The following is a 21632-nucleotide window of genomic DNA, read 5'->3' on the forward strand; positions in this document are numbered from 1 at the left end:
CCCGGCCGGAGTGCTGGGGAGGGGGTGGTCAGTCGCCGGACAGCCGGTCGACCAGCTCGCGCTTGCTGATCTTCCCGACGGCGGTCAGCGGGAACTCGTCGAGCACGACGAGCCGGTCCGGGAGCTTGAACCGGGCCACGCCGAGCGCGGTCAGGTGCGCCTTGAGCGCCTTGAGCTTCGGCGGCCCCTGCTCGCCGGCGACGATGACCGCGCACACCTGTTCGCCGAGCAGGTCGTCCGGCAGGCCGATCACCGCCGCCTGCGCCACCGCCGGGTGGGCCAGCAGCAGGTCTTCCAGCTCGGTGGCGGGCACCTTCTCGCCGCCCCGGTTGACCACGTCCTTGATCCGCCCCTCCACGACCAGGTGGCCGCTGGGCAGCGCGCGCACCAGGTCGCCGGTGCGGAAGAAGCCGTCCGGGGTGAAGACCGTGGCGTTGTACGCGTCGGCGCGGTAGTAGCCGCGCGGCGTGTACGGGCCACGGGTGAGCAGTTCGCCGACGGTGCCGGGCTCGACGTCGTGCCCGTCCTCGTCCACCACCCGGATCTCGTCGTGCGGGCTCAGCGGCCGGCCCTGGGTGGTCTCCACCAGCTCGGCGGGGTCGTCGTCGCGGGTGAAGTTGAGCAGCCCCTCGGCCATGCCGAAGACCTGCTGGGCGCGGCAACCGAGCGCCGCCGGGATCTCCCGGGCCAGGTCGGCGTCCATCTTGGACCCGCCGACCTGGACCAGGCGCAGGCTCGACCGGTCGGCCCGGGCCCAGGGCGCGGCGTCCACCCACATCCGGGCCATCGGCGGGACCAGCGCGGTGACCGTGATCCGCTCCCGCTCGACCAGCTCGAACGCCACGTCCGGGCTCGGCGCGGGGGCCAGCACGGCGGTGCCGCCGACCCCGAGGACGCCGAGCAGGCCGGGGCAGGCCAGCGGGAAGTTGTGCGCCACGGGCAGGCTGACCAGGTAGCGGTCGTCGGCGGTGAGGCCGCAGACCTCGGCGCTGGCCCGCGCGTTGTAGGCGTAGTCGTCGTGGGTGCGGGTGATCAGCTTGGGCCGGCCGGTGGTGCCGCCGGAGATCAGCAGCACCGCCACGTCGGACGGGTCGACCGGGGGCAGGTCGGCGAGCGCCGCCGGGTCGCCCGCCACGTCGTCGAACGCGACGAACGGGCCGGGGTCGCCGACCACCAGCACGTGCCCGGCCACCGAGGCGATCCCGGCGGCCAGTTCCCGGTGGTCGAAGCCCTGGTGCAGGTCGGGGATCACGTAGCCGACCGCGCCGGACAGCTCCGCCAGGTGCGCGATCTCGGTCCGCCGGTGGGCGGGCAGCGCCAGCACCGGCACCGCGCCGATCCGGGCCAGCGCGAACAGCAGGACCGCGAACTCGGCCACGTTGGGCAGCTGCACGACCAGCCGGTCGCCCCGGGCGATCCCGCGCGCCAGCAGCCCGGCGGCCACCACGTCGGCCCGCCGGTCCAGCTCGCGGTACCCGATCCGGCGGTCCCCGTCCACGACCGCGACCGCGTCGCCGGACCGCTCCGCCCACTCGCGCAGCAGCCCGCCCAGGGTCACGCCGCGCCAGTACCCCTCGGCCCGGTACCGGTCGGCCACGTCGGCGGGCCAGCCGACCGCCCCGTCCAGCGCGCTCATGCCCGCTCCCCCGTCCCGTCGACCTCGGCCAGCACGTCGGCGTCGCTCATCGACTCGATCTCCCACACCAGTTCCGCCACCGCTTCCAGCCGGCCCGGCCGGTCCTGGGCGCGGGCCAGCTCGGCGGCGAGCCCGGCGACGGTGGGCGCGGCGAACAGCGACCGCGCCGACACCGCGCGGGTGTCGAGCAGTTCGCGCAGCCGCGCCACGATCGCGGTGGCGACCACGGAATCGCCGCCGACCGCGAACAGCTCCTCGTCGCGACCGATCCGGGGCAGCCCCAGGACTTCCCGCCAGGCCAGGTCCACGACCTTCTCCAGCGGCGTGCGCGGCCCGGCCGCGTCGTCCCGGGCGAGGTCGCCGACCAGCGCGCGGACCGCCTTGCGGTCGACCTTCCCGTTGGCGCTCAACGGAATCGCGTCGAGCACGGCGATCCGGTCGGGCACCATGTGGGCGGGCAGCGCACCGCGCAGCCGTTGGACGACCGCCACCGGGTCCAGCCCGCTGCCCGACCCGAGGTCGGCGGGCACGACGCCGGCGACCAGCACCGGCCGCGCGCCGCCGACCACCACGGCGACCGCCTCGCGCACCGTCGGGTCGGCCAGCAGCGCCGCCTCCACTTCGCCCGGTTCGACGCGGTAGCCCCGGATCTTGACCTGGTCGTCGCGCCGGCCGAGGAACTCGACCGTCCCGTCGCCCTGGTAGCGCGCCAGGTCGCCGGTCCGGTACCAGCGCAGCCCCTCGTGCGTGACGAACCGGTCGGCGGTGCGCTCCGGGTCGCCCCGGTAGCCGTGCGCCACGCCGTCGCCGCCGATCCACAGCTCGCCGGGCACCCAGTCCGGGCAGTCCCGGCCGACCGCGTCGACCACGCGGCAGCGGACGCCGCGCAACGGCGTGCCGTAGGGCACCGCGTGCCAGTGCGCGGGCACCGGCAAGCTCACCTCGCACACCGTGGAGTGGATCGCGGTCTCCGTGGTGCCGCCCAACCCGACGAACCGGCAACCCGGCACCGCGTCGGCCAGCCGGGACGGCAGGTCCACGCCCACCCGGTCGCCGCCGAGCAGCACCAGCCGCAGCGAGTCGCCCAGCGGGACGCCGGAGGCGAGCAGCATGTCCAGCAACGCGGGCACGCAGTTGACGATCGTGACCCGGTGCGCGGCCACGAGTTCCGCCCAGGACGCGGCGTCGCGCCGGTCCTGCGGCACGGTCACCACCGCGCCGCCCACCGACAGCGGCGCGAACAGGTCGAACACCGAGAGGTCGAAGTCGAGCGCGGACAACGCGAGCGTCCGGTCCCCCGCGCCGATCCCGAACCGGTCGATCAGGTCGTCCACGGTGGACATGGCCGCGCGGTGCGGCACCTCGACGCCCTTCGGCTCGCCGGTCGAGCCGGACGTGAACAGCACGTAGGCCGTCTGCTCCTCGTCGCAGCGCACCGGGGCCGCCAGCGGCGGCGCGGCGCACGCCCGCGCGATGGTCACCGCGCCGTCGCCTTCGCCCAGCAGCACCCGGTAGCCCGCGACCGCGGCGATCCGCGCCGCACGGGCCGGCGGCTGCTCGACGCCGACCGGCACGTACGTCCCGCCCGCCGCGAGCACGCCGAGCACCGCCACGACCTGGTCCGCGCCCTTGGGCAGGGTCACGCCGACCGCGTCGCCGGGCCGCACGCCCCGGTCGACGAGCGTGGCGGCCACGCGCAGCGCGCGGTCGGCCAGCTCGCCGTAGGACAGCGGCTCGGCACCGGACAGCGCGGGCGCGTCGGGCGTGCGGGCCGCCTCGGCGAAGAACCCCTCGTGCAGCAGCCGCCCGGAGCGCGGGCCGTCCGTGGCGTTGGCCAGGGCGCGGCGCTCCCGCTGGGCGGCGGGCAGCAGATCGGGCACCGGCGAGGTCCACGCGTCCGGGCCGGCGGCCAGCGCGTGCACCAGGGCCGAGAACGCGGCGAACATCGCGTCCACCACGCCCTCGGCGAACTCGCCGTCGCGGGAGTCCCAGTTGACCAGCAGGCCGCCGTCGAGTTCGGTCACCTGGGCGTCCAGCAGCACCTGCGGGCCCTGCGAGATGATCCAGACCGCGTCGCCGAAGTGCCGCCGCACGCCCTGGTCGAACAGCTCGCCCAGGCTCAACGCGCTGGTGAACACCACGGGCGCGAGCACCTGCTCGCCGCGCAGCCGGGTCAGGTCGCGCAGCACCTCGACGCCGGAGTGGTCGGCGTGCGCGGCGTCGGCGTGCATCCGGGACTGGACCTGGCGGGCGCGCTCGGCGAACGTCGCGGGCCGCGACAGGTCGACCTCCAGCAGCACGGAGCTGGTGAAGTCGCCCACCACGTCGGCGACCTCCGGGTGCACCGGCTCGCGGTCGAACAGCGGGACGTTGAGCAGGAACCGGGGCGCGGCGCTCCAGTGCCCGATCGTCTCGGCGAACGCCGTGGCCACCGCCATCGCGGGCGTGATGCCGTGCGCGCGGGCCCGGTCGGCGAGCGCGGCGCGCTGCTGCGGGGACAGGGTCGTGGCACGGCGGGCGACGCGGGGCGTCCGCGGGGCGGGGCCGATCGCGGCGGGCAGGTCCGGCGCGCCCGGCAGGTCCGGCAGCCGGTCGCGCCACCACGCGGCGGCCTCGGCGGCGGCGGCGCGGCGGGCCTGCGGGCGGGCCGCGCGGTACTGGCGGTAGGTGTAGCCGGGCTCCGGCAGGGTCCGCCCCGCGTACAGCTCGGCCAGGTCGGCGAGCATGATCCGGTAGCTCACCGCGTCGGCGGCGACCATGTCCACGTCCAGGTGCAGCCGGGTGCGGCCCTCGGGCAGCAGGGTCAGCCCGGTCGCGAAGACCTCGCCGGCCTCGATGTCCAGCACCCGGTGGGAGTTCGCGTCCCGGACCGCCGCGAGCCGCGCGGCCCGCTCGTCCTCGGGGACCTCGCGCAGGTCGTGCACGGCCAGGCCGCGCCAGCCCGACGTGTCGGCGATCCGCTGCCGCCCGTCGTCGGTGACGACCACCCGCAGCATCGGGTGCCGCTCGACCAGCAGGCCGATCGCCGCCCGCAACCGCTGCGGGTCCACGCCGACGCCGTCGAACTCCGAGTACAGGTGCGCGGCGACGCCGCCCAGCCGGTGGCCGGCGGTCCGGCCGATCCAGTAGGCGTGCTGGAGCACGGCCAGGCCGAAGGTGTCGTCCGGGTCGGCCGGGTCGTCGGCGACCTCGGCTGCGGGGGCCTGCGGGGCCTGCGCCGAACGGCGCTCGGCGAGCAGCTTGGACCAGCCGTCCAAGGTCGGGTTCCCGGCCAGTTCGGCGAAGTTCACCTCGATGCCGGCCCGCCGCCAGGTGCTCACCAGCTTCATCAGCGCGATGGACTCCAGGCCCAGCTCGAAGAGGTTGGCGTCGGCGTCGATCGCGGCCGGTTCCTCCTCGGTCAGGTCGGCCGCGAGGTGCCGCAGGCCCGACAGGCTCAGGTCCGGACCGTCCGATGTGGACACTCGCACCTCCGGTGCCGACGCCGGGACCAGGAACCGGGAGATGCTGCGCAGCTTCTCGCGGGTCTCCTCCAGCTCCCGCTCGGGGGTGGACAGGCCGACGATCCCCGCGCCCGCGCGCAGCCACGTCCGGCCGTCCTGGGTGAACACGGTGCGCAGCACCAAAGCGGCGTCGAGGCCGCCGTCCGCGTCGATCGCCAGCACCGCGCCGCTGTAGAGGCCGCGCGGCTCCTCGTGGCGCGAGATCAGCTCGAACGCCTCGGGCTTCGGGATCCCGGACGCGGTGATCGCCGGGAACAGCGCGGCGAACGCGTGCCACGGACCGTTGCCCTCGGCCAGCCGGCCGCTCACCCGCGAGGCGAGGTGCTGGACGCTGCCGCGCTCCTTGACCGTCATGAACTCGTCCACGCCCACGGTTCCCGGGCGGCACATGGCGTGCAGCTCGTCCTGGGCGAGGCGGACGGAGATGGCGTGCTCGAAGACCTCCTTGGGGTCGCCGAGCAGCTCGACCCGGCCCGCCAGGTCGCTCGCCGGGTCGCCGACCAGGCTCCGGGTGCCCGCCAGCGGCTGGGTGGACACCCGGCCGTCGGCGGAGACCTCGACGACCGTCTCCGGGCTGAACCCGGTGGCCCGCAGGCCGCCCAGGTCCAGCAGGAACGACCGGGCGGGCGTGTTGCCGCGCCGACCCGCGACGTAGGTCGCGACCAGGTCGACCTCCAGCGGCACCGGCACGACCCGGGACAGGATGACCTTCTGCAACCGCTCGGCGCGGATGTCGGCGACCGCCGCCGCGACCACCTCGCGGTAGCGCGGGTCGTCGGCCTCGGCCAGGTCGACCCCGGTCTGCGGCGCGCCCCACCGGCCGGCCGGGTCGCCGAGCACCGCCGCGAGCCGGTCCAGCGCCCGCTCGTCGGGCGCGACCAGGTGTGCCCCGCCGCCGTCGAAGAGGACTTCCTCGGCGGGCACGACCAGGTGCAGCAGCGGGCCGTCGCCGGCGGCCTCGGGGGTGCCGTGCAGCAGGTGGGCCAGCTCGAACGCGGCCCAGCCGTAGGCCCTGCGCCACGGCACGGGCAGTTCCGCGAGCAGCGTCGAGACCTGCGCCGGCGGGTCGTCGGACAGCGCCACCTCGCGCACCAGCCCGCCGTGCGCGACGGTGATCCCGTGCCGGGTCAGGCGCAGCTCGGCGACCGCGCCGGCGGCGAACGCCCAGCGCCCGTCGCGCTCGTAGACCACGAACGGGCCCTCCGCCCGGCGCGCCAGGGTCGCGGCGGCGGTCAGCGGGTCGACCGGGCCGGTGTGGGCGCGGGAACGCCACTCGTGGACCGACATCGCGGTCACGCCCGGGAGTCGGCGGTCGAGTCCATCGCCGCGATCAGGCTCGCCGGGCGCATGTCGGTCCAGCGGCTCTCGATGTAGTCCAGGCAGCAGGCGCGGGTCGCGTTCGCGTGCACGACCGTCCACCCGGCGGGAACCTCGGCGAACACGGGCCACAGCGAGTACTGGCCCTCGTCGTTGACCAGGGCGTGGAATTCGCCGTTCTCGTCGTCGAAGGGGTTGCCGGACATGGCGGGGAACCTCCAGGGAAGGCCGCGTGGGCGCGCTCGACCGACCGGCCACCACGAGGTGACCGGCCGAAGGGATTCGGGAACGGGGTCGACTACCCGGCGCGCGCCGGTGTCACCACACCGCGGACGGGGTCGCCGAACGACGACGTGCGGTCACGCACCGCGACAACCTCCCGCAGTTAGGTTAGGCTAAATTTTCTTCTACTAGACTGTAGAAGAACGCCCCGGACTGTCAAGGGGGAGGATGATCGTCACACCGACCACCGGCGGAGAAGTCCCGCGACCGCAACGAAAACCGGCGGACGCCGGACAGCGCGGGTCGACGGCGCACCAGCGGTCACGCACCCGCCGGGGCAGCGCCTGACCCAGCACCTGACTCAGCGACTAACGCAGCGACTAACGCAGCGACGCGAACGTGAGCAGCTCGTGGAGGTCGTACACGCACTCGCCGGTCCACACCACGGTGCCGATCGCGAGCGCCACCGGCACCACGCCCGGCCAGCGGCGGCCTTCGCGCGGGACCATCAGCGCCGACACCCGCCGGGGAACCGCGCCGGGCGCGGACCCGAGCGCGGCCAGCGGGCCGTGCGCACCGCCGGCGCGCACCGCGCCCCGCTTCCCGGCGGCCAGCGCCGCGAACCCGATGGCGCGCGCCACGTGCCGACGGTCGCCCAGCTCCGCCGCCGCGACCTCGTCGGCCGCCCGCTCCGCCAGGAACGCGACCTTCCAGGCGACCGGCCAGAGCACCGGGTGGACGGTCGCGGCGAGCCGGGTGAGCCACACCAGGCGGTGGTGGTCGCCCGCGAGGTGCGCGCGCTCGTGCGCGACGACCGCGCCGCGCTGGTGCTCGTCGAGCAGGTCGACCATCCCGGTGGTCAGCACGATCCGGCCCGGGACGCTCCGCGTGCCCGGCAGCGCGAACGCGTCGACCCGCTCGTCGGCCACCGTCACCACGTCCCCGCGCGGCTCCAGCCAGTCCACCTCGGCCCGCACCGCGCGCAGCAGCCGACGCCGCCGCACCGCCTGGACCGCGACCGCCACCGCGGCCACGACCACCCACGCGAACGAACCCCAGGACACCCACGGCACGTGCGCGGTGTCGGCGACGACCACGTCGGCGGACCAGTCGCCCAGCGCGGCCACGGCCGGCAGCTCGGCCAGCGCCTTGAGCGCGAACACCACCAGGTTCACCGTGCCCGCCCACGCCGCCACGACGGCGGACCACGCGAACACCCGCACCGCGAGGTCGGGCCGCAACCGGTCGGCGAGCAGCCACGTGCCGAGCAGCACCAGGACCGGGGTCGCCAGGACGGACCAGGCGAAGTGGTCGAACATGCGTGCCCCTCCCGCGCGCGGAGCCACCAGTCTGCCACGCCCGGCCGGCGGCCCGGACCAGTCGTCGTACCATTCCCCCCGTGACCAGGGAGCCCGACGCGGTGGGAGAACCGCCTGCCCGACGCCAACCCGGGGCACTGGCCGCCGAGGTGCTCCAGGTCCTGGGCGACGCCGCCGAGGCCCTCACCCCGGCCGAGGTCCGCGACCGCGTCGACCCCTCGGGCGCGCTGTCCTACAGCACGGTCGTCACGACCCTGACCCGGCTGCACGAGAAGAACATGGCCACCCGCGTCCGGGACGGCCGGGCCTACCGCTACTCCACGACGGCCGACCCGTCGGCGCTGACCGCGTGGCGGATGGGCCGGCTGCTGGAGAGCGAGCCGGACCACGCGTCCGTGCTGACCAGGTTCGTCGGCGCGCTGGGCGAGGAGGACGAGCGGATCCTGCGCGACCTGCTGGGCAGGCTCGACGACTGACCGCGCGGCCGCTTGACAGCGGGCCACGGCGATCTTCTACAGTTTTGTAGAAGTCACCGGTCTCGGTCGAGCCGACTCCGCCAGCGCGAAGGAAACCGGACCATGCCGCTGAGAAGGGCGGGCTTCGAAGAGGCCGTCGAGTGGATCACCCGGCGCATCGAGGTCGGCGAGTGGCCGCTGAACTCCCGGATCCCCAGCCAGGAGGAACTGGCCGTCATCATGGGCCTGGGGCAGTCGTCGGTGCGCCAGGCGATCAAGGTGCTCTCCGCCAACGGGGTGCTGGAGAGCGCGCAAGGGCGCGGCACCTTCGTCCGGGCGCGCACCGCGGTCAACACCGTGCTGCGCGAACACCTGCGCGACCAACCCGTCGCCCACACCCTCGCGCTGCGCCGCTCGCTGGAGGCCGAAGCCGCCGCCCTGGCCGCCGCCAACCGCACCGAGGAACACCTGTCGATCCTCCGCGCGGCACTGGCCGCACCGCGCCAGGACTGCTGGACGGCGGTCTACCGCGCGGCGTCGGCCCGGACCGACGTCACCCCGGACGTCTTCCACACCACCGTCTTCGCCGCCGCCGGCAACCCCCTGCTGGCGGAGCTGCACCAGTGCGCCATCGCCGCGCTGCGCTACACGCGGATGGACCCCGCACTGCCCGAGCGGCGCGAGGCCGAACACCTGCGGATCTTCGCGGCCGTCGAAGCGGGCGACCCCCAGGCCGCCCGCCTGGCCGCCGCCGACCACGCCGACCGCGACGTCCCCGCCGACACCTGACCGACGGGCCCGCCGCCTACGGGTCCGGCCAGCCGAGCACGCCGAACGGGGATCCGGTGCGGTAGGCGTGGATGCCGGCGGCCGGGTACTCGATGATCCGGTGCGGCAGGCCGTCGAGCGGGAACCACTCGACGGCCGAGCACTTGTCCGGTTCCCGGTTGACCGGCGTGCCGGTCCACTCACGCGCTTCGAAGAACAGGCCCAGCCGGGGTTCGAGCCCGGACCCGGTGACGTGCAGGGTGTGGACCAGCCGCAGCACGGCGGGGTCGACCTCGACCCCGACCTCCTCGCGGACCTCCCGCGAGGCCGCGCGCGGGACCGATTCGCCGGCGTCGAGCTTGCCCGAGGGCAGGTGCCACCGTCCGTCGAACCGGGGATCGGCGTCGCGGCGGAGGGTCAGCAGGACGTGCACGTCGCGGACGAGCAGGACGTGGACGTCGATCAGGTGACGGTCGGTCATCGGTCCTCGATCGGCGGGCGCGGAACCCGACGAAGCCTATCCCCCGCCCGGGGTGTCCGGTACTCCCCGCCGCGACCCGGCGGCGAAGCGTCCACTGTGGACTCGCCACGGCCAGGTGACCACGGGGGGATCGGCGCGATGTCGCCGACCGGGTCGAACCACGGCGCGAACGTCGGCCAGGGCTACGGCACGGGTCGGCGGTCGGCGTCAGCGGTCGGCGGCGTGGGGCACGGCCGGGTGTCCGGAGAGCTGGGGCAGGTCGTGGCCCATGCGGTCGCGTTTCGCGGTCAGGTAGCCGATGTTGTGCTTGTTGGGCGGCATCAGCAGGGGCACCCGGGCGGTCACCGGGATGCCGTGGTCCTCCAGCGCCCGGACCTTGTCGGGGTTGTTGGACAGCAGCCGGACCGACCGGACCTTCAGGTGGCGCAGGACCAGCGCGGCCGGGCGGTAGTCGCGGGTGTCCACCGGCAGGCCCAGCTCGGTCGCGGAGTCGATGGTGTCCAGGCCGCACTCGTCCTGGAGCACGTGGGTGCGGACCTTCTCCACCAGGCCGATCCCCCGGCCCTCGTGGCCGCGCAGGTAGATCAGCAGGCCGCTGCCCTCGCGGACGACGGCGTCGAGCGCGGCGTCGAGCTGTTCGCCGCACTCGCAGCGCAGCGCGCCGAAGATGTCCCCCGTCATGCACTCCGAGTGGACGCGCGCCAGCACGTCCGCCCGCCTCCCGACCTTGCCGAACACCAACGCCATGTGCTCGTGCCCGTCCGCCCGGAACGCCACCGCCCGGAACGTGCCGCGGCGTGTCACCAGGTCCGATTCGGCGGTGTCGTCGTCACTGAAGACTGACTCGTACATGGGATCCCTTCGCCCACCCGACACCGGCCGGGCGTTTCACTACGCTCGGCCGGAGGTTGTGCCCGTAGCGCTCACCAGGAGGTCACCCTGTACAGCATCACCGTCCGCGACCACGTGATGGTCGCGCACAGCTTCCGCGGCGAGGTCTTCGGTCCGGCACAACGCCTGCATGGTGCAACGTTCCTCGTGGACGCCCGGTTCAAACGAAACGAACTCGATCGGGACAACATCGTGGTCGACATCGGACTGGCCACACAGGAACTCCGGGCGGTCCTGGCCGACCTGAACTACCGCAACCTCGACGAGGTGCCCGAGTTCGCCGGGATCAACACCTCGACCGAGTTCCTGGCCAGGCACGTCGCCGACCGGCTGGCCGACCGGGTGCACGCGGGCGCGCTCGGCGAGGGTGCCCGGGGGCTGTCCGGCATCGAGGTCTCGCTGCACGAGTCGCACGTGGCCTGGGCGAGCTACGAACGGGCGCTGTGACCGGGTACTTCGTCGTCCCGGACAGCAGCACGCCCAGCGGCGGCAACACCTACGACCGGCGGGCCCGCGGCGGCCTCCGGGAGGTGGTCGTGGCCGGTTCCTGGCCACGGCCGGACGGCGTGGCGCGCGCGGCGCTGCACCGGGCGCTGGCCGGGCTGCCCGACGGCGCGACCGCGCTGCTCGACGGCCTGGTGGCGTGCGGGGTGCCCGAGGTGGTCGCGCCGCACGCCGCGCGGTTGCGCCTCGCGGTGCTGGTGCACCTGCCGCTGGCCGACGAGACCGGGCTGGACCCGGCGGTCGCGGCGGCGCTGGACGCGGCCGAGCGGGCGTGCCTGCACGCCGTGCACGCGGTGGTGGCGACCGGCCGGGCGGCGGCGGAGCGGCTGGCGGCCCACCACGGGCTGGGGCGGGTGCACGTGGTCGCGCCGGGGGTCGACCCGGCGCCGCTCGCGACCGGCGCCGACGGGGTGTCGAGCCTGCTCTGCGTGGCGTCGGTGACCCCGCGCAAAGGCCACGACGTGCTGGTCGAGGCGTTGGCCCGGGTTTCCGGCGCGCGGTGGCGGTGCGTGTGCGTCGGGCCGCAGGACCCGGGCCACGCGGCGTCGGTGCGCGCCGCGATCGCCCGGCACCGGCTGGACGACCGGATCGCCCTGGTCGGGCCGCTGGTCGGGGCCGGGCTGGACGCGGCCTACGCGGCGGCCGACCTGTTCGTGCTGCCGTCGCGGGCCGAGACCTACGGGATGGTGGTGACCGAGGCGCTGGCGCGCGGGATCCCGGTCGTGGCCAGCGCCGTCCCGGACGCCTTGGGCGAGGGCGGGTGGTCGGTGCCGCCCGGCGACGCGGCCGCGCTGGCCGACGCGCTGCGCCGCTGGTTCACCTCCGCCCGGACCCGCGCCGACCTGCGCGAAGCCGCGCGCCGGCGGCGTGGCGAGCTGTCCACCTGGGACGCGACGACCCTCGGGCTGGAGCGGGTGCTGGCTAGTCTGCGGCCATGACCGAGCCTGGATTCGCCCCGGAGTGGCTGGCCCTGCGCGAACCGGCGGACGCCGCCGCCCGCTCCGCCGGACTGGCGGACCGGGTCCGCGAGATCGTGGTGAACCGGAACCCGGTCGTCATCCGTGACCTCGGGTGTGGCACGGGATCGATGGGACGATGGCTCTGCGCACGACTGGGCGGCGCGCAGCACTGGGTGCTGCACGACCGGGACCCCCGGCTGCTGGCCGTGGCGGGTGCGACGGTGACCGGGCCGGGCGTGACGGCGCGGACGCACGAGGGCGACCTGACCGCGCTGACCGCGTCGGACCTGCGGGGCGCGTCGCTGGTGACCGCGTCGGCCCTGCTCGACGTGCTCACCCGGGAGCAGGTGAACGGGTTGGCGGCGGCGTGCGTAGAAGCGGGTGTGCCCGCACTGCTGACCCTCTCCGTGGCCGGCCGCGTCGAACTCGACCCGGCCGACCCGCTCGACGCGCGGTTCCAGGACGCGTTCAACGCCCACCAGCGCCGGGGCGGACTGCTCGGGCCCGACGCGGCGCGGGCGGCCGAAGAGGCGTTCACGCGGCTCGGCGCGCGGGTCGAGACCGCGCGGAGCCCGTGGCGGCTGGGGCCCGGCCAGGCCGCGCTGACCGCCGAGTGGCTGCGCGGCTGGGTCGGCGCGGCGGTCGAGCAGGACCCCGCGCTGGCCGCCGACGCGCCCGACTACCTGCGGCGCAGGAGCGGTGGGGTGCGGGCCTCGGTGCACCACACGGACCTGCTCGCGGTGCCGTCGTGAGCCGGGTGTGGCCGTGGCTGCGGCTGGGCGCGGCGATCGGCATCCTGGCGGTCCTGGCGTGGCGGCTGGGGTCGGACGCCTTCGTGGACGGGCTGCGCGCGGTGCACTCGTCGGCGGTGGTCGCGGCGCTCGGGATCGGGCTGCTGACCACGGTGTGCAGCGCGTGGCGGTGGTGCGTGGTGGCGCGCGGCCTCGGGCTGCCGCTGACGCTGCGCGCGGCCGTGGCGGACTACTACCGGGGGCTGCTGCTCAACGCGGTGCTGCCCGCCGGCGTGCTCGGCGACGTGCACCGCGCGGTGCGCCACGGCCGGCGTTCCGGCGATGTCGGGCGGGGTGTGCGGGCGGTGGTGTTCGAGCGCTTCGCCGGGCAGGTCGTGCTGGTGCTGGTCGGGGTGGCGGTGCTGGCCGTGCGGCCGGTGGCGGTCGACGTCCGGCCCGGTGCCGTGGTCGGCGCGGCGGCCGTCCTGGTGGTCGGCGCGGTGCTCGCGAGCCGGGTGCCGAAGGTCCGGGGCGCGGTGGTCCGGACGTTGTCCGACGCGCGCGGCGCGCTGCTGACCCGGTACGCGCTGCCCAGGGTCGTCGCCCTGTCGGCGGTGACGGTGGCGGGGCACGTCGCGTTGTTCGTGGTCGCCGCGCGGGCGGCCGGTTCGACGGCGTCGCTCGGGCAGCTGGTCCCGCTGGTCGTGCTCGCGCTGCTGGTGATGGCGGTGCCGGTGAACGTCGGCGGGTTCGGGCCGCGCGAGGCGTTCCTGGCGGTGGCGTTCGGGTCGGCCGGGCTGGGCGCGGCGCAGGGGGTCACCACCGCCGTGGTCTACGGGGTGCTGGCGCTGGTCGCCGCGCTGCCCGGGGTGCTCGCCCTGATCCCCCGCTCAGAGCGCCGCGAGGTGCCCGGCGAACGCGGCGACCAGGCTCGCCAGCAGGTGCCTGCCCTTGTCGGCTGAGGCCCGCGACGGACGGCCGACCACGCCGGAGCCGGTGTACTGGCGCAGGCCGTGGGTCAGCAGGTGCGGGCGCTCGTCGGCCACGTGGTCGATCCGGGCCGGGCCGACCAGGTCGGGCCGGACGTGCAGCAGGATCGACGTCTCCAGCTCGCCGGCGTGCATGTCGGTCTGGCCCGAGGTCTCCAGGCCGGCGGCGGTGCGGGCGGTGTGCCAGTCGGACCGGCCCGGGAACAGCGACAGGCCCTCGTTCTCCTGCACGACGTTGGACAGCACGTAGTTGCCGCCGTGCGCGTTGACCACCACCAGCTTCGGCACGCCGGACCGGCGCAGCGACTCGGCGATGTCGGTGACCACGGCGTACAGGGTCCGGGCCGAGATGCTGACGGTGCCCGGCCAGGCGGCGTGCTCGTGCGAGCAGGAGACCGTGACCGGCGGCAGCAGCAGGACGGCGTGCCGGGCGGCGATCCCGCCCGCGATCGCGCAGGCCACGACGGTGTCGGTGATCAGCGGCAGGTGTGGGCCGTGCTGTTCGAAGCTGCCCACCGGCAGCACCGCGACCCGCGCGCCCTGGTCCCGGGCGTCGACCGTGGTGGTGCTGGGCAGGATGTCATCGGTCACCGGCCCGACCGTAGTCAATCCGGTGGCACAGCGCGGAGAGCGTGCCGTCCGCCAGCCGGGGCAGCACGTCGGGCAGGTCGTCGAACGGGCTCGAACCGGTGATCAGCGCGTCGAACACCGGGTCGGCGAGCAGGTCGAGGGCGAGCGCCAGGCGTTCGGCGTGGCTGCGGTCGGGGCGGGCGACCACACCGACCTGGCTGGCCCGCACGGTGAGCCGGCGGGAGTGGAAGTGCTCCCCCAGCGGGACGCCGACCCGCCGCGCGCCGTACCAGCTCAGCTCCACCACCGTCCCTTCCGCCGCCAGCAGCCCCAGGGACGTCTCCAGGCCCGCTTCCGACGCGCTGGCGTGCACCACCAGGTCGAGGCCGCCCACGGCCTCCTCAGGGGTCGCGAAGGCCACGCCGAGCGCGTCGGCGGTCGCGCGGCGGGCCGGGTCGAGGTCGACCAGCTGGACCCGCGCGCCGGGGAACCCGGCGAGCACGGCCGCGACCGCGCAGCCGACCATGCCGCCGCCGACCACCGCGATCCGGTCGCCGACCATCGGCCGGGCGTCCCACAGGGCGTTCACCGCGGTCTCGACCGTGCCGGCGAGCACCGCGCGCGCCGGCGGGACGGCGTCCGGGACGGGCGTGACGGCGTGCTCCGGCACCACGTACCGGGTCTGGTGCGGGTACAGGCAGAACACCGTGCGGCCCAGCAGCGCCGCCGGGCCGTGTTCGACCACCCCCACGTTGAGGTACCCGTACTTCACCGGGAACGGGAAATCGCCCTCCTGGAACGGCGCGCGCATCACCGCGTGCTGGTTGACCGGCACCGACCCCCGCAGGACCAGGGTCTCGGTGCCCCGGCTGACCGCGCTGTGCAGGGTGCGCACGACCAGCTCGCCCGGCCCGGGTTCGGGCAGCGGTCCGGACCGGATCGAGCAATTCCCGGCCGAGGTGAACCAAAGTGCCCGTGCGACGCGTGTCATCCGGCAACCTCCGAAAACGGGTCATGAGGGGCAACCGATGATCACACTTCAGCACACCGCCGCGCCGGCCGTGCCGGAACGGACCGCCTGGGCGGGCGCGCAGGTCCTGCTGCTGGGCGTGCTCGGCGGCACCGTCGGGCTCGGGCCGCTGGGCTGGGCGGTCGGCGTCGCCCACGCCCTGGCCACGTGGACGCTGCTGGCCGCCGCGATGCTGCGCGCCGGCGTCCGCTCCCCCGGGCCCGCCGACCGGGTCACGCTGGCCCGGGGCGTCCTGGTGGGCGGGGTGACCGCGCTCGTGGCCGACCGGGCGGGCGAGGACGTCCCGGTCGCGCTGCTGGTGGTGTTCGCCGCCGTGGCGCTGTCGCTGGACTTCGTGGACGGCCGGGTGGCCCGGGGCACCGGCACCGCCTCGCCGTTGGGTGCGCGGTTCGACATGGAGGTCGACGCGTTCCTGATCCTCGTGCTCAGCGTCCACGTGGCACTGGCGTCCGGGCCGTGGGTGCTGGCGATCGGGTTGATGCGTTACGCGTTCGTCGCGGCGTCGTGGGTCGCGCCGTGGCTGCGCGGGGAGCTTCCGCCGAGCTTCGCGCGCAAGGCCGTCGCGGCGGTGCAGGGTGTGCTGCTCGTCGTCGCCGCGTCCGGGGTCGTGCCGTTCGGGACTGTCCTGGTCGGGCTGGCGCTGGCCGCCCTCGTGTGGTCGTTCGGCCGCGATGTGGTGGGGCTGTGGCGCAACCGGGATCGGGTGGCCGCCGAGGCCGTCGCGGTGGAGGAGTACACCCATGTCTGAGCAGACCGCGCCCGTCCACTCCGGACCGGCCCGCGTGGGCGGGATCGTGTTGTGGGGCTTGCAGATCGCGCTGGCCGCCTACTTCGTCCACAGCGGGTACCTGCTGTTCGGCGACGGGTTGGTGAAGAAGTTCGACGAGATCGGGTTCGGGCAGTGGCTGCGCCACCTCACCGGCGCGGTGGAGATCGCGGGCGCGCTGGGGCTGCTGGTGCCCCGGCTGTGCGGGCTCGCCGCGCTCGGCCTGGTCGGGGTGATGGCGGGCGCGGCCGGCACGGAGTTGTTCCTGCCGGCCAAGGGCGACGCGAAGCTGCCGCTGATCCTCCTGGTCGCGGCGGCCGCGGTCGCGTTCCTCCGGCGCGACACGATCCGCGCCGCGCTCGCTCAGGTCGCGGCGCGCTTCGGGAAGTAGCGCAGCACCGCGACGTCGCCCAGCACCTCGACGCCGTCGAGGTGGAAGCGCCGGGCCGGGCCGCCGGGAAACGCCGCCGGGTGCACGAACCTCGGCGCGGCGGCCTGGCCGATCAGCATGGGCGCGACGGCCATCCGGATCTCGTCGGCCAGCCCGGCGGCCAGGAACGCGGTGTGCACGTGCCCGCCGCCCTCCACCATCAGCCTCGCCACGCCGCGCGCGCCGAGGTCGTCGAGCAGGGCGGCGAAGTCGACCACCGGGCCGAGCGAGGCGACCGACGCGAGGCCCGCCAGCGCGGCCGAGGCGACCGGGTAGCCGGCGTCGGCGGTGTAGACCCGCTTCTCGCCGCCGTGGTGCCAGAACTTCAGGTCCGGTGCGAGATCACCGGACCGGGTGACGGTGACCTTGAGCGGGTACTCGGGCAGTCCGGCCGCGACCCGCTCGGCCCGGCGTCGCGGGCAGTTCACCAGCAGGCGCGGGTTGTCGCGGCGGATCGTCTCCGCGCCCACCAGGATCGCGTCGTACTGCGCGCGCAGCCGGTCCACGTGGTCGAAGTCCTCGGCGTTGGACAGCGGGAACCGGTCCGCGCCGCGGTCGTCGATGTAGCCGTCGACGCTGACGGCGACGCTGAGCAGCACGTGCGGACGGGTCACCGGCCCACCGTACCGACCCCTGAACCGGACGGGCCGCCGATCCGTTCTCCCTTCGTGGTCGACGGGGAGGACGGGCGATGACGGGTGGCGCGTGGCGGCGGGTCGGGTGGTGGGCGGCCACCGGGTGCGCCGCGCTGCTGGTGGCGGTCGTCCTGCTCGCGCCGGACGACCTGGAGCGCTTCACCTGGTCGGCGTTCCTCCGGGTGCCGGTCGAGGCGCTGCTGGGCGTGATGGCGGTGCTGGTGCTGCCGGGGCGGTGGCGGTGGGTCGCGGCGTGGGCGGGCGGGGTGCTGCTGGGGCTGCTGGCCGTGCTCAAGGTGCTCGACATCGGGTTCGACGTGGTGCTGTACCGGCCGTTCGACCTGGTGCTGGACTGGCCGCTGCTGGGGCCGGCGGTGGATTTCGTGGCGGTGTCGGCGGGACCGGCGGGCGCGGTCGGCGTCGTCCTCGCGGCGGTGCTGGTGGCGCTCGGCCTGGTCGCGCTGGTGGCGGTGTCGGTGGTGCGGCTGGCGCGGCTGGCCGACCGGCGGCGGCTGCTCGCCACGCGGGTCGTGCTGGTGCTCTCGGCGGTGTGGATCACGCTGGCCGGGACGGGCGTGCCGGTGACCTCGACCAGTGCGGCGGAGTTCGTCTACAACCACGCGCGGAGGGTGCGCGACGGGCTGGGCGACCGGGAGGCGTTCGCGGCCGAGGCGGCGGTGGACGCGTTCCGCGACGTCCCGGGCGACCGGCTGCTGACCGCGTTGCGGGGCAAGAAGGTCGTGCTGGTGTTCGTGGAGAGCTACGGGCGCTGCGCGGTCGAAGACCCGGAACTGGGGCCGCCGGTGGCGCGGGTGCTCGACGAGGGCACCCGTCGGCTGGCGGCGGCCGGGTTCGCCGCGCGCAGCGGTTTCCTCACCTCGCCCACGGCCGGCGGCGGCAGCTGGCTGGCGCAGGCGACCCTGCTGTCCGGGCTGCGCATCGACAACCAGCAGCGCTACCGCAACCTGGTCGGCGGCGACCGGCTGACGCTGCCCGGGGCGTTCCGGGAGGCGGGCCTGCGGACGGTGGGCGTGATGCCGGGCATCACGCAGGCGTGGCCGGAAGGCGACTTCTTCGGCTACCGGCGGATCATGGCGGCGGCCGACCTCGGCTACCGGGGGCCGAGGTTCGGCTACGCGACCACGCCCGACCAGTTCACGCTGGCCGCGTTCGACCGGGCCGAGGGCACCTCGGCGGAGCCGGTGATGGCGACGGTCGCGCTGGTCGGCAGCCACGCGCCGTGGACGCCGGTGCCCGCGCCGGTGGACCCGGCGGAGCTGGGCGACGGCTCGGTGTACCGCTCGATGCCGTCCGGGCCGGGCACGCCGGAATCGATCTTCACCCGCGATCCGGCGGACGTGCGGGCGGACTACCGGCGGTCGATCGAGTACTCGCTGGGCGCGCTGGTGTCGTACGTGGCGGACCACCGCGACGACGACCTGGTGGTGGTGTTCCTCGGCGACCACCAGCCGGCCCAGATGGTCACCGGGTCCGGTGCGAGCCGGGACGTGCCGATCGGCGTCGTGGCCCGCGACCCGGCCGTGCTCGACCGCATCGCCGGCTGGGGCTGGGACCCCGGCCTGAAACCCGGCCCGGACGCCCCGGTCTGGCCGATGGACTCCTTCCGCGACCGCTTCCTGACCGCGTTCGGCCCCGACCGCACCCCGGCCCGGTGAGCCCGGCGGAGTGCGCAACCCGGCCCGACGGCGCGGGCCGACCGGGTCAGCCGCCGGGCAGCGGCGGGTTGCCGCGCGGGCGCAGGCGGCCGGTGGGCAGCGGCGGGGCCGGCAGGCGGTCGCCGGGGTAGCCGGTCACCTCGCCGAACCGGTCGGTCGCGGCCTGCCACTCGTCTCGGAACCGGACGATCTCGTCGTGGTCGCGGGCCACGAAGTTCCACCACATCACGATCTCCTCGCCGAACGGCACCCCGCCGAGCAGCATCACCCGGGCGGGCGACCGGGCGGGGTTGGCCAGGACGAGGGTGGCGGCGCGCGGGGCGGTGTAGCCGAGTTCGGCACCGGCCAGGCGGACGCCGGACAGCTCGACCTCGCCCTGGTCCACCAGCACCCCGTGCTCGTGGGACGGGTCGACGGCCAGCTCCAGGGTCGCGCCCGGGTCGAGCACGAGTTCCGCGCCGAGCAGCGGCGTGAAGGTGCGCACCGGGGACGTGTGGCCGGCCAGCGTGCCGAGGAACACCCGCGCGGTCGCGCCGGGCAGGGCGATCGGGTCCGGGCGGTGGTGCTGGAAGTCGCGGGGCGCCTCGCGGTGGGCGTCGGGCAGGGCGATCCACAGCTGGACGCCGTGCAGCACGGTGGTCTCCGGCAGGGACACCTCGGAGTGGCAGATGCCCCGGCCGCCGGTCATCAGGTTCAGCTCGCCCGGCCGCACGACGGCGTGCACGCCCAGGCTGTCGCGGTGCTCGATCTCGCCGCTGAACAGCCAGCTCGCGGTCTGCAACCCGGTGTGCGGGTGCGGCGCGACGTCCATCCCGCCGGTCACCGACACGTCTTCGGGGCCGTAGTGGTCGGCGAAGCACCACGCGCCGATCATGGACCGGGCGCGCTGCGGCAGCGTGCGGCGGACGGTCATCGCGCGCGGGCCGCCCAGCGGCACGGCCCGGGGTTCGAGGACCTCGACCTCCGACTCCGCGCCGGCCGTGGCGGCGCACACCACCTCGGCGGGGCTGGTCTCGGTGTTGCTCATCGGGTCGTCCTCGCTCGCCGCGTCACGCGGCCCACTGTAGTTGCGGCGGGAAACACCCCGCCGGACCTCCACCCGTCCCGGTCACGTCGCGCCGGCCCGTCGTCCGGCTTCAGCGCGCGCCGCCTCCGGGCGCGGTGTCTCCGTTGCGGCGGCGGCGACGGCGGGCGCGCGCCGACGGCCAGGCCGAGACCAGCACCGCCACCAGGGCGAGCACCCACCCGAGCCCCGGGCGGGTGGGCATCAGCGAACTCACCCCGCTGTCGGACAGCGGGTGCACGTCCGGGTAGCCGACGAACACGAACGTCGCGGCGGCCGCCGTGGCGAAGCACGCGGTGAGCCCGGCGACCACCGCCGGCGGCCGCCGGACCGCGATCACGTGCATGACCGCCGCGAGGCCCACGTAGAGCGGCCACCACGGCAGGCTCGTCACCCGGATCGAAACCTGTCCCGCCGACGCCCACGGCACCGCCAACGCCGCCACCGTGCACCCGCCCGCCACCGCCTGCCACACCCGTTGATCCACACCTCACGGTTTAGCAGGGCGGTCACCCGGTCCGCCGCACCGCGCCCCTCTCGTCCAGCAGGAAGGACAGCGCCGCCGCAGCGGGAAGCCGGGCGTCCGACGCGGGATCGGTGCGGGCCGCGACCATCCCGCTCACCGCGGCCGTGGCGACCGACGTGCCCTTCCAGGCGGCGTAGCCGTGGAACTCGGCGATGTCGTACCGCCGCCGCACCCGCCCGTCCAGGTAGGGGCCGACCGCCGCACCGGGCGCGGTGCACGTCACCCACGGCACCTGCGGGCTGTACGGCGCGAGCGTCCCGTCCGGGCCGTCGCCGCCGACCGCGACCACGCCGGGCAGCGCCGCCGGCCACGTCGCCGAGGTCCGCGTGATGTCGTGCCACAGTCCTTCCACCTGCCCGTGGTTGCCCGCCGCCGCGACCACGAGCATGTGCGGGCTGAGCCGCTCCACGGCCCGTTGCACCACCAGCGGCGGCCCGTGGTGCGCACGGCAACCCAGCGCCAGGTTCAGCACGTGGACCCCGTCCTCCAGGAACCGGGCCATCGCCGCGACGGTGTCCCACGCGGTGGCGCGGCCGTCCGAGTCCAGCACGTCCCGCACCACGACGGTGGCCTTGGGCGCGTGCGCCGCGATCACCCCGGTGATGAACGCGGCGTGCCCGTCCTCCCACGGGATCGGGTCGACGTCGTGCCGGTCGAACCCCGTTCCCGCGTCGGGCGTCTCGTAGTGCCCGGCCAGGTCGGGGTGCCGGTACAGCCGGGTGTCGAGCACCCCGACCCGCACCCCGGCACCGCCGTCCGGCCGCGCCTCGGGCACCGGGACCGGTCGGTCGGCGGGCTCCGGGTCGAAGTCCGCGGCCATCGACCGGGTCTGCGGGTAGGCGCCGAACTGGCCGCTGACGAACCGGTTCTTGCCCAGCACCGGGTGCCAGCCGCCGCAGTCCGCCGCGAACCGCCGGCGCAGCTCGAACAGCACCGGGTCGACGTCGACCACCGGCACCGGATCCGCGCCGGCCACGCGCGGGCGGTGCCACAGCCGCAACCGGGCCAGGTCGAACGCGGCCAGCTCGGACACCCGCAGCGAGTCGAGGTTCAGCGCCCCGACCGCCTCCTCCACCAGGTCGATCTCCCGCAGGTCGACGATCAGCTCGTCCGGCACGGTGGCGAGCGGTAGATCAGGGCGTAGGTCGTCCATGGCGATCC

General features: G+C 75.5%; 21 protein-coding genes. 9 read left to right on the top strand and 12 right to left on the bottom strand.

What is annotated here, in order from left to right:
• Positions 1–28: 28 nt before the first annotated feature.
• The 4 genes from AC0HI0_RS13000 to AC0HI0_RS13015 all read right to left on the bottom strand — a co-directional run bounded on the left by AC0HI0_RS13000 (position 29) and on the right by AC0HI0_RS13015 (position 7997).
• The gene (locus AC0HI0_RS13000) at positions 29–1636 is read right to left on the bottom strand and encodes a (2,3-dihydroxybenzoyl)adenylate synthase (RefSeq protein ID WP_480932582.1); all 1608 of its coding nucleotides are present in this window, start codon (positions 1634–1636) and stop codon (positions 29–31) included.
• Positions 1633–6426, bottom strand: a complete 4794-nt coding sequence (locus tag AC0HI0_RS13005; protein ID WP_480934297.1) for a salicylate synthase — start codon at positions 6424–6426, stop codon at positions 1633–1635. The genes AC0HI0_RS13000 and AC0HI0_RS13005 overlap by 4 nt, the downstream gene beginning before the upstream one ends.
• Positions 6427–6431: 5 nt before the next feature.
• Positions 6432–6662 (bottom strand): MbtH family protein, encoded by a 231-nt coding sequence (locus tag AC0HI0_RS13010; protein ID WP_480932583.1) that lies wholly within the window; start codon positions 6660–6662, stop codon positions 6432–6434.
• A gap of 396 nt (positions 6663–7058) precedes the next feature.
• Positions 7059–7997, bottom strand: a complete 939-nt coding sequence (locus tag AC0HI0_RS13015; protein WP_480932584.1) for a M56 family metallopeptidase — start codon at positions 7995–7997, stop codon at positions 7059–7061.
• 80 nt (positions 7998–8077) lie between these two features.
• Here AC0HI0_RS13015 and AC0HI0_RS13020 point away from each other — a divergent pair, with 80 nt between their 5' ends.
• Positions 8078–8473, top strand: coding sequence for a BlaI/MecI/CopY family transcriptional regulator (locus AC0HI0_RS13020; RefSeq protein WP_480932585.1), 396 nt, complete (start codon positions 8078–8080; stop codon positions 8471–8473).
• Positions 8474–8575: 102 nt separating this feature from the next.
• The gene (locus AC0HI0_RS13025; protein WP_480932586.1) at positions 8576–9241 is read left to right on the top strand and encodes a FadR/GntR family transcriptional regulator; all 666 of its coding nucleotides are present in this window, start codon (positions 8576–8578) and stop codon (positions 9239–9241) included.
• A gap of 16 nt (positions 9242–9257) precedes the next feature.
• On the opposite strand, the gene AC0HI0_RS13030 is transcribed toward AC0HI0_RS13025, so the two are convergent.
• On the bottom strand, positions 9258–9701 hold the full coding sequence (locus AC0HI0_RS13030) for an NUDIX domain-containing protein (protein WP_480932587.1): 444 nt from the start codon (positions 9699–9701) through the stop codon (positions 9258–9260).
• Between the two features lie 207 nt (positions 9702–9908).
• Positions 9909–10553: a GTP cyclohydrolase II gene (locus AC0HI0_RS13035; RefSeq protein ID WP_480932588.1), complete on the bottom strand. Its 645-nt coding sequence runs from the start codon at positions 10551–10553 to the stop codon at positions 9909–9911.
• A gap of 87 nt (positions 10554–10640) precedes the next feature.
• Between AC0HI0_RS13035 and AC0HI0_RS13040 the strand changes: the two genes are divergently transcribed.
• From AC0HI0_RS13040 to AC0HI0_RS13055, 4 genes are read left to right on the top strand one after another with little or no spacing between them, the layout of a single operon-like run.
• Positions 10641–11039 carry a 6-pyruvoyl trahydropterin synthase family protein gene (locus AC0HI0_RS13040; RefSeq protein WP_480934298.1) on the top strand — a complete coding sequence of 133 codons (399 nt, stop codon included), beginning with the start codon at positions 10641–10643 and terminating at the stop codon, positions 11037–11039.
• On the top strand, positions 11036–12034 hold the full coding sequence (locus AC0HI0_RS13045; RefSeq protein ID WP_480932589.1) for a glycosyltransferase family 4 protein: 999 nt from the start codon (positions 11036–11038) through the stop codon (positions 12032–12034). The genes AC0HI0_RS13040 and AC0HI0_RS13045 overlap by 4 nt, the downstream gene beginning before the upstream one ends.
• Positions 12031–12807: a class I SAM-dependent methyltransferase gene (locus AC0HI0_RS13050; RefSeq protein WP_480932590.1), complete on the top strand. Its 777-nt coding sequence runs from the start codon at positions 12031–12033 to the stop codon at positions 12805–12807. The genes AC0HI0_RS13045 and AC0HI0_RS13050 overlap by 4 nt, the downstream gene beginning before the upstream one ends.
• On the top strand, positions 12804–13748 hold the full coding sequence (locus AC0HI0_RS13055) for a lysylphosphatidylglycerol synthase transmembrane domain-containing protein (RefSeq protein WP_480932591.1): 945 nt from the start codon (positions 12804–12806) through the stop codon (positions 13746–13748). The genes AC0HI0_RS13050 and AC0HI0_RS13055 overlap by 4 nt, the downstream gene beginning before the upstream one ends.
• Here AC0HI0_RS13055 and AC0HI0_RS13060 read toward each other — a convergent pair.
• Positions 13677–14366 carry a creatininase family protein gene (locus tag AC0HI0_RS13060; protein WP_480932592.1) on the bottom strand — a complete coding sequence of 230 codons (690 nt, stop codon included), beginning with the start codon at positions 14364–14366 and terminating at the stop codon, positions 13677–13679. The two genes, AC0HI0_RS13055 and AC0HI0_RS13060, sit on opposite strands and share 72 nt — an antisense overlap.
• Positions 14356–15336: a zinc-dependent alcohol dehydrogenase gene (locus AC0HI0_RS13065; RefSeq protein ID WP_480932593.1), complete on the bottom strand. Its 981-nt coding sequence runs from the start codon at positions 15334–15336 to the stop codon at positions 14356–14358. The genes AC0HI0_RS13060 and AC0HI0_RS13065 overlap by 11 nt, the downstream gene beginning before the upstream one ends.
• A gap of 37 nt (positions 15337–15373) precedes the next feature.
• On the opposite strand from AC0HI0_RS13065, the gene AC0HI0_RS13070 reads away from it, so the two are divergent.
• Both AC0HI0_RS13070 and AC0HI0_RS13075 read left to right on the top strand, forming a co-directional pair.
• A complete protein-coding gene (locus AC0HI0_RS13070; protein WP_480932594.1) occupies positions 15374–16123 on the top strand; it encodes a CDP-alcohol phosphatidyltransferase family protein in 750 nt (249 codons plus the stop codon).
• Complete coding sequence (locus AC0HI0_RS13075) at positions 16116–16532, top strand: DoxX family protein (RefSeq protein ID WP_480932595.1); 417 nt, start codon at positions 16116–16118, stop codon at positions 16530–16532. Before AC0HI0_RS13070 ends, AC0HI0_RS13075 begins: the two co-directional genes overlap by 8 nt.
• Here AC0HI0_RS13075 and AC0HI0_RS13080 read toward each other — a convergent pair.
• Entirely contained in the window at positions 16505–17185 is a 681-nt protein-coding gene (locus tag AC0HI0_RS13080; RefSeq protein WP_480932596.1) for a RibD family protein, read from the bottom strand. The two genes, AC0HI0_RS13075 and AC0HI0_RS13080, sit on opposite strands and share 28 nt — an antisense overlap.
• A gap of 77 nt (positions 17186–17262) precedes the next feature.
• Here AC0HI0_RS13080 and AC0HI0_RS13085 point away from each other — a divergent pair, with 77 nt between their 5' ends.
• Positions 17263–18882, top strand: a complete 1620-nt coding sequence (locus AC0HI0_RS13085) for a sulfatase-like hydrolase/transferase (protein ID WP_480932597.1) — start codon at positions 17263–17265, stop codon at positions 18880–18882.
• 46 nt (positions 18883–18928) lie between these two features.
• On the opposite strand, the gene AC0HI0_RS13090 is transcribed toward AC0HI0_RS13085, so the two are convergent.
• The 3 genes from AC0HI0_RS13090 to AC0HI0_RS13100 form a co-directional block, all read right to left on the bottom strand.
• Complete coding sequence (locus tag AC0HI0_RS13090) at positions 18929–19909, bottom strand: pirin family protein (protein ID WP_480932598.1); 981 nt, start codon at positions 19907–19909, stop codon at positions 18929–18931.
• Positions 19910–20018: 109 nt separating this feature from the next.
• A complete protein-coding gene (locus AC0HI0_RS13095; protein WP_480932599.1) occupies positions 20019–20432 on the bottom strand; it encodes a hypothetical protein in 414 nt (137 codons plus the stop codon).
• Between the two features lie 22 nt (positions 20433–20454).
• Positions 20455–21624 carry a S8 family peptidase gene (locus AC0HI0_RS13100; protein WP_480932600.1) on the bottom strand — a complete coding sequence of 390 codons (1170 nt, stop codon included), beginning with the start codon at positions 21622–21624 and terminating at the stop codon, positions 20455–20457.
• Positions 21625–21632: the final 8 nt, after the last annotated feature.

It is taken from the genome of Saccharothrix sp. NBAS 001 (assembly GCF_056640475.1).